Source organism: Streptomyces sp. NPDC059456, assembly GCF_042750055.1.
Classification (GTDB): domain Bacteria; phylum Actinomycetota; class Actinomycetes; order Streptomycetales; family Streptomycetaceae; genus Streptomyces.
The window spans coordinates 1-7558 of record NZ_JBHYVA010000020.1 but is presented as its reverse complement, the minus strand read 5'-3'; the positions used below and the strand labels follow the sequence as shown (position 1 = coordinate 7558).

Annotated in this window: 6 protein-coding genes and 2 pseudogenes; 6 read left to right on the top strand and 2 right to left on the bottom strand. The window is 69.2% G+C overall.

Going from position 1 to position 7558, the window contains the following annotated elements; translation table 11 throughout:
- Positions 1–850, bottom strand: an 850-nt coding sequence (locus ACFXA3_RS03700) for a M48 family metallopeptidase (RefSeq protein ID WP_385181387.1), incomplete at its 3' end; no start/stop codon positions are given.
- Positions 851–1588: 738 nt separating this feature from the next.
- Here ACFXA3_RS03700 and ACFXA3_RS03695 point away from each other — a divergent pair.
- The 6 genes and pseudogenes from ACFXA3_RS03695 to ACFXA3_RS03670 all read left to right on the top strand — a co-directional run bounded on the left by ACFXA3_RS03695 (position 1589) and on the right by ACFXA3_RS03670 (position 7139).
- Positions 1589–2065 (top strand): ArsR family transcriptional regulator, encoded by a 477-nt coding sequence (locus ACFXA3_RS03695; protein ID WP_385181384.1) that lies wholly within the window; start codon positions 1589–1591, stop codon positions 2063–2065.
- A 975-nt stretch (positions 2066–3040) separates the two neighbouring features.
- Positions 3041–3834, top strand: a pseudogene (locus tag ACFXA3_RS03690) (ATP-binding cassette domain-containing protein); the annotation flags it as partial.
- 54 nt (positions 3835–3888) lie between these two features.
- On the top strand, positions 3889–4548 hold the full coding sequence (locus tag ACFXA3_RS03685) for a hypothetical protein (RefSeq protein WP_385181434.1): 660 nt from the start codon (positions 3889–3891) through the stop codon (positions 4546–4548).
- A 95-nt stretch (positions 4549–4643) separates the two neighbouring features.
- The gene (locus ACFXA3_RS03680) at positions 4644–6005 is read left to right on the top strand and encodes a hypothetical protein (protein WP_385181381.1); all 1362 of its coding nucleotides are present in this window, start codon (positions 4644–4646) and stop codon (positions 6003–6005) included.
- A gap of 154 nt (positions 6006–6159) precedes the next feature.
- Positions 6160–6672 (top strand): GNAT family N-acetyltransferase, encoded by a 513-nt coding sequence (locus tag ACFXA3_RS03675; protein ID WP_385181378.1) that lies wholly within the window; start codon positions 6160–6162, stop codon positions 6670–6672.
- Between the two features lie 260 nt (positions 6673–6932).
- Positions 6933–7139, top strand: coding sequence for a hypothetical protein (locus ACFXA3_RS03670; RefSeq protein WP_385181376.1), 207 nt, complete (start codon positions 6933–6935; stop codon positions 7137–7139).
- 115 nt (positions 7140–7254) lie between these two features.
- Here ACFXA3_RS03670 and ACFXA3_RS03665 read toward each other — a convergent pair.
- Positions 7255–7558: pseudogene (locus tag ACFXA3_RS03665) on the bottom strand (hypothetical protein); the annotation flags it as partial.

Here is a 7558-nt window from a genome sequence, read left to right as displayed (position 1 = left end):
GGCTTCCGGCACTGCCCGCACTGCCGGAAGCCCTGGAAATCGCCATGACCTGGCGGAACGTCTCCGAGTCCGCCCAACGCTGGATCTCCCGCAGCCGCAGCGCCGGGTTCGGGTGGCTCGCCTTGCTGTCCAACTGGCGCAGCAGGAACCGGTCCAGCTTCGTCTCGTTCATCGCCGCATCGAACTCGTCAGCCTGCCCGGCGAACGCCGCATAGCTGATCTGGTCCCTCGGCACCCACTTGGGTATCCCGTGCAGGTGGAAGAGCGCCCGCTGGAGCGCCTCGGGACCGTTCATGAAGACCACCGCGGCCCGGTCGGCCGTGAGCTCGCTCTTGCGGTACCAGTCGAGCAGCGCCATCTTCAGGGGTTCCGAGAAGAGAGCGGCCGCCATGCCGGCCCTACCGCCCATGGAGGACACGCTGCTGAACACCGCCAGCGCCATCTGCCGGTAGAGCACGTGCTCGGCCAGGATGTGGCCGCACTCGTGGGCGAGCACCGCCTGGACCTCCTCCTCGGGGAGGTCCAGGAGCAGCTGGTTGTGGACAACGACACAGGTTCTGGAATGTCCCATCGTCATCGCGTTGGCCGGGCCGGACATCAGGTACAGCTCGGGTTCGTCGATGCCGAAGGCCGCGCAGATCGGCGGCAGCAGCTTGTAGACGTCGGGAACCTGGTGCGGCCCCAACCGGATGGCGTTGGAAAGTAACCAGGCGCGTTCGCGGCGGTCCGCGATCAGGCTGCGGTACTTCTTCACCGCTGTCTGGAGCCCCGGGATCTTCTCCAGTTGCTGGCGGGCGGCAAGGTCGAGCGGGTGGAGTACGTCGTGGATGTCGATGGATGCGGATGTCACGGATCTCCCTCATGGCACAGGTCATGCAGACCGGCACCCCGGGATCCCCCGCGTTCAGGTCCGGCCTGCACGCATCGTCGTACAGGCCGGTACGCGGCCGAACCCACTTTGCAGTGAACTACGCAGGCTTGCCGACCGGGTCGGCCGCCGTCTGATCAACGTGTACGACAAAAAGCGGAGGACTTTCCGGCGGCGAGCGGACGCATGGCCGTCCGCCCTTGCAGTGTTCGGCCACCGGGCCGGCGGCCTCGGCCTGGGGCATGCGCCCCGGAGCCGGTCGGACGCGTTGCGGGTGTGGTCCAGCACACCGTCGGTGCCCGTACCGGGCGTGGCGGGTCCACGTCCGGCTCCCGCTCCAGCTCGGGACCGGACTGGCCGGCCTCTTCCTGCCGATCGACCGCGGACTTTCGACGGGTTTTGCACTCCCCGGCCCGGCAGCTGGACCCACATGGGGGCCGTGGTCTGCGACGCCAGGTTCCATGCCCGTTGCAATTACGAGGCGACCCTCCGCCCGCGGCTCTGGCGGCTGCAGGAAGCCTGCCCCGATGCCGCGGCAATCGTGCCGCCCTGCGCACCGTGCATGACGGATCTGGTTGAGCGGCTGGTGCCGGACGAGTTGTGGGTGCTGTTCCGGCGGGTGGTACCGCCGCCCGAGGTCATACGCCCGCAGGGTGGCGGCCGGCGTCGAGCGGGTGACAGTAAAGCCTTGGCCGCCCCGGGGCGGTGGCAGCACCGTCGGTGGCCACGGTCTACCAGCACGTCGACCTGCTCGCAGCCGGCGGGGTCCTGGAAGTCGCCCTGGAGCGGCGCGTGCGCGGCGCCGTCGAGCGCCGCTACCGGCTACGCCGCGACCACGCGGGGATCACTGCAGACACGGCCAATTCACTCTCGCTCGACGACCATCGCAGCGCATTCGCCGCCGCTCTGGCGGACCTGACTGCCGAATTCACCGCGTATCTCGACCGCGACACTGCCGACCCGGCAGCCGACCTGGTCGGCTACCGGCAGCATGCCGTCTGGCTCAGCCTTGGGGAACTGCACGGGATGATCAACGGGATGCGCGAGGCGATCGCCCCACACCTGGCCAACGGGCCATCACCCGATCGAACGCAGTACTTGATCAGCCCGATCCTCTTCCCCGTCGAAGCGCCGCCGACCGAGACCGGCACCGTTAACACCGCCGCGGGCAGCCAGAGCCCTGGAAGCGGCATCTGAGCCAGGTGAGGTGATCTACGCGATATCCGACTGAGCTGCCTGATCCACAACGACAGCGACTCCGGTCTGGCGTGGCCTCCTGTCGGCGTGCGGGCGACACCCTGTTTGTTCTGGACGAGGGCTGCCATGGTTGTCGAGCGTCGTTCTGGCGCCTTGCGTCGGCGCCATCACGTTTGCCCGGGCGAGCAAGCGCAGAGGTCGAAGAGGAGGCCATACCCGTCCTGATGGACGACGACCGTCTCGCGCCACACGCGGGCGATGTCCAACGGCGCTCCGCAGATAGCGCCCGCCCGGCCCTGGACCTGCGCCCAGGACAGAGTGCTGACGGGCGGCACCGGCACGTGCTTGCAGCGGGTGGCCACCGCGACGGTCAGGCCGCGCTGTTCCCGGCATGGCGCGCATGCGTACAGCGGTTTCGGGGGCCCTGAGTTTGACTCGCCCCACGCGCACCTGCAGCGCGGTCTCCGAGGGCCCCGTCATGCCAGTTGCACCAGCCTCCGACGAGGACGGGGAGGGGGACGGGAAACTCCGTCGCGTTTGCCGTGGCCCGAGTAGGCAGAGCGATGAAGCATCCCCCCGCCCGCGTTCGCGACGCGAAGATGCAGAGACGAGCGAGAGGTGGATCATCCCCGCGGAGGCGGGGAGCAACAGCGCGCCGAGGACGCACATGGGTCATCCCCGCGGGTGGTCAGGGAGCAGACGAGCAGCCCCTCGCGCGAAGCCCTGGTCGGGAAGAGACCACGCGCACCGAGCCGCTCGCGAGTAGGCAACGCGAGCCGTAGCCAGCCTCGCTGTCATCCGGGGTGCGCTGCGCAAGGTCACGGCTCAGGCGGCGCGCGGCGTCAGGGCTGGCACCCAGCAGGGGCACGGCCTGGCTCGACGTGTACGGCTGCATGGGCCGATACCTTTCCCTGTCCGCCCCGGACTTGGAGCGCCCCGCCATCGAGAGCAACACTCTTGCCTCCGGGCTGGGCCCTACGGACCCGGCTGGCCGACACCGTTCCCCCACCGGTTCGGCCCGTCTCGGCCCCGGATCGACCGGAACTCCTCACCGTACGCGGCATCATCGTGACCTACCACGGCGTACCAGCCGTCCGCGAGGTCGACCTCAGCCTGCACGGCGGCGAAATCACCGCGCTCATGGGCCGCAACGGCTCCTGCAAATCCTCCCTCCTGTGGGCCTTCCAGGGCTCCGGGCCCCGCAAGGCCGGCACGGTGGCCGTCAGCACTCCCGGCGACCCGAAGCCGCTCGACCCCCGCACGCTGTCCGCCGCGGACGCCCGGCAGCTGGTCGGCCTGGTCCCGCAGACCCCCACCGACCTCCTCTACCTGGAGAGCGTCAAGCAGGAACTCGACCAAGCCGACACCGAGTCCGGAGTCACCGCCGACGGCATCAGGGCCCGCACCATCCTGGACCGGCTCGCCCCCGGCATCCCCGACTCCACCCACCCCCGCGACCTCTCCGAGGGCCAGAAGATCGCCCTCGTCCTCGCAATCCAGCTGACCGCTGCGCCCCGAGTACTCCTCTTGGACGAGTCCACCCGCGGCCTCCACTACAGGGCCGAGGGCGAGCTGATCCGCATCGTCGACGACCTCGCCGCCGAGGGCCGGGCCGTGGTGATCTCCACCCACGACGTCGAATTCGTCGCCCGCGCCGCCGACTGCGTCGTCATGGCCGAGGGCGACATCGTCGCCGACGGCCCACCACCGAGGTCGTCGTCGCCTCCCCCGTCTTGGCACCCCAGACCGCGAAGATCCTGGCCCCGCTCCACGGTCGCCCAGGCGGCCTCCAACCTCACCGACCACGCTACGGACCCGGCCTCATGACCGCACGCGCCGCAGCCATCCGGAGGGCCGCGCGGGCCGCAATCGTCATCGCCATGGCGGCGTTCCTCAGCATCGTCGCCTTCTTCTGGCCTTTCCTCGTCGCACCCGGGAAGTTCGGCCCGAACTACGCCCCGCCGCTGATTTTCGGCGTCCTGCTCGTCATCGTCCTCTGCGTCGTAGTCTCCGAGATCGCCGAGGGCGTCATCAACTCCAAGGCCCTGGCCATGCTCGGCGTCCTGTCGGCCGTCAACGCCGCCATCCGGCCGCTCGGCGCGGGCACGGCGGGCATCAAGACCGTCTTCTTCATCCTCGTCCTGGCCGGCCGGGTCTACGGTCCGGCCTTCGGCTTCGTCCTCGGCTGCACCTCCCTCTTCGACTCCGCCCTCATCACCGGCGGGGTCGGGCCTTGGATGCCCTGCCAGATGTTCGGCTGCGCCGCCGTCGACGAGAACGAGCGCCAGGCCCTCCTCGGGCTCGCCGAGGACTGCCCGCCCACTGGCGGCGACGCGCCTTCACCGACTGGACCACCTACCTCGAAGCACGTCTGGCCACCCCACCGCCCTGAACCGGCCGTAGTCAAACCTGCGCTGGGTGTCGGCCCGCAGGAACCGTACGGAGTGTCCTCTCACCGGCGAGTCCAGGTGGTAATCGGGTGACCCAGACAGAGGGGCCGTCCACCTGCCAACGGCCGGTCATGGTGCAGAAAAACAGGGCTGTCTGATTGGGCGCGCAGGCCGGATAGCGTGGGCACATGGTCCACCTCAAGCAGCCGCACCTGTCCGGGCTGGGGAGAAACCCCGCCGCCCCAGTCGAAGTCATGGTGCGGTTGGCCGTGCACCCCGCTGGCCGACACGGGCTGGTGACGCGCAGGGGGCAGTTGCCGGATGCGGTGGCTGAAGCCCTGCTGACGCACGGCGGCAGCGATACGGCAGTGCACCTGCACGGGCAGTGGGTCTCCCCGGCGATGCGCGCCAGGATCGCCGAGCACCCCGATCCGGCGATCCGCGACGCCTATCCGGAGTTTGTCCGGACCATGGTGGAGCGCGGGGTGCCGATGAGTATCGAGGACCTGGTCGAGGCATACGACCGAATACCGGCGGAGCTCGCGGCCGCCGCCGATCCCAAGGTGCGTGCAATGGTCGCAGCCATCTGGCGGGGCCGGCCGATCACCGTGCAGCTGGCCCTGCTCACCGACCCGGACCCCGGGGTGCGTGCTGCAGCCACCAGAGCCGAGCACCCTGGCGTCCCTGACGACCACTACGAGCGCTGCCTCGCCGACCCTGCCGTCAAGGCCAACATCGCTCGTCGTATCCCGCTGACGTTCGACCAGTTCACTCAGCTGCTGGCAACCGAGGACACGGAGGTGCTATACGCCGTGGCCGGCAACCCACATCTGACCGCCGACATGGTGACCTACCTGCAGAGCAGCGAGGACCCGCACGTGCGCGTCGCGATGGCCTACAGCCGCCACACCGACCCCGCCACCCGCGACCGGCTGCTCGCGCTGGTGGAGGCCGAAGACGAGTCCGGCAGCGACGACGCGGCCCTCGCACTCCACTGGTCGCCCTACACGCCAATTTGGCTGCGGGACGCGCCACTGGGCGAGCGGCTGACCTACCTGCAGTGCCCGCATGTGGTGTTCCGGCGAGAAGTAGCGGCCAGCAGGGACCTGCCGGATCATGCGTGGCGGCAACTGGACGGCGACCCCGACGTGTCCGTCCGCCGCGCGGCCGCCCACCGACCCGACGCACCGCCACAGGTCCTCCTGCGGCTGCTCCGCGCCCACGGCGACCTCTCCCACGTCCGCCCCATGCTGGTGGACCACCCCAACTTCCCGCGACACGAGCTGCGCGGCTTCGTGGAGGAGCAGGACCCGAGAGTACGCATCCTCGCACTGAAAGACCTTGAACTCCCTCCTGCAGACCTGCGGGAGCTGGCAGCCAGCACCGAGTCGTTCCTGCGTGCCAGCACAGCCCGACACCCCAACATCCCCACAGACCTGCTGGAACTGCTCTTGGCGGACCCTGAACCAAGGGTCGCCGATGATGCTGCGGCCAACCCTCTGCTACCAAGAGCCCATATGGATCACATCCTCGCCAAGGGCGGCCTCTGACAGGCGTAGACACTGGCGGAACATCGCACGCTTCGATTGGCCCTCCCTGCCAGTTGACGAGGCGATGGAGCGCCCTGAAACGCGCCAATCCGTGGCGATACGATGAGCAGCGGCTGCTGGATCGGCGTATCCCCGGGGAGTGCACTTGGGCGATATGACTGTCGGTGCGGGCGGTTCTGAAGAGGTGGAGGACTTCCTGGGGATGCTCGACGACTACAACTCATGGCTCGTCCTGGCACGGCACCCCCACCTGTACGAAACGCTGGAGTGGGAAGACCCTCCGTTGATCGTCAAGCAGGTGCTGGGCCACACGCGGGCTGGACAGACAAGGATCTGCCGGGGCCTGCTGCGCGTTACGGGTGGCTCGGTGCTCACCGACGAGGCCCCAGAGTTCGTTCCGCCGGTCGACGCCCCTGAGCTCTACATGCATCTCCTGGTGACCAGGATAAGACGCCGGCAGCTCAGCATGGCGGCCCTGGTTGCCGATGCCCAGGCCGAGGCCGCCCGGTGTGGCGCACGGCTGCTTCGGACGCACTCCTGGGCCGGCGAGGACGGCCGTCTGGTGTGCGAGTACGCGGAGTTGGGGTTCACGGCGACCCTGGGGTTCGAAGTGCTGCGTTCGGACGGGTCGTTCTGGCCGGGCCAGGTGTTGCAGACCCGGCTGTGACGGTCAGGCCTCCACCCTCAAGTCGGTCGGCATCGCCCAACGCATCCTCAGGGTGTGTTTCCAGGTCGCAAGCGGGGCACTTCTGGCTGGGCCCGCCGCCGCTCCGTCGAGACGCCTGCTCGGGCTACCCAACCATTGGGGCAGACAGGAATACCGAACGGTTCGAATGACGCTCCCCGCCAGCTGAGCAGACGCCATGGTCGGCTGCGCGGCGTGAGGCGTACGCGAACGACCAGGCCTCCCCGGACACGCTGATCGCGGTGTCCGCCGCGTCCAACAGGAGCAAGGCGGACAAGGATCCGGCGGAGTGGCTGCCGTCGGACGGCTCGTACCACTGCACGTACGCCGCGACGTGGGTCGGGACGGAGTTGCGGTGGGACTTGGCTGTCGACGAGAACGAACGACGGGCCCTCCTCGGTCTTGCAGAGGACTGCCCCACCACCGTCGTCTACGAGCCCGCCCCGTAGCCTTTCGATCAAGACCGGGGTGCTCGGGCCCGGCAGGCGCCCTTGGCACAGCCGAGAACGCTCACCGCGGAGCGGCCGCGCTCGCCTACACCCGCCGCCCGTGGGCGGCGGGCGGTCAGGCGTAGCGGCTCCGGCCTCCGTAGCGGGCCAGGAGACTGCGGGTCGCCTCGGCGCTCAGGCCGAGCGCAGCTGCGACCTTGTCGATGTCCTGGGCGTGGGCTTCGTGCGCGGGGTGGTGTGCTGTGCGTTGGGCGATGATTTCTAGCGGGCGGGCGGCTTTGATCGCGGCGGTTGGTGAGTCGTGTGCGAGGCTTTCGATCGCGGCGGTGACTTTCTCCAGGAGGGCTTCGAGTTCGACGGGGAGGGGAACGGTGGTTGTGCCGACCTCGATGGTGTGGCGGTCCCAGGCCGCCGTGCAG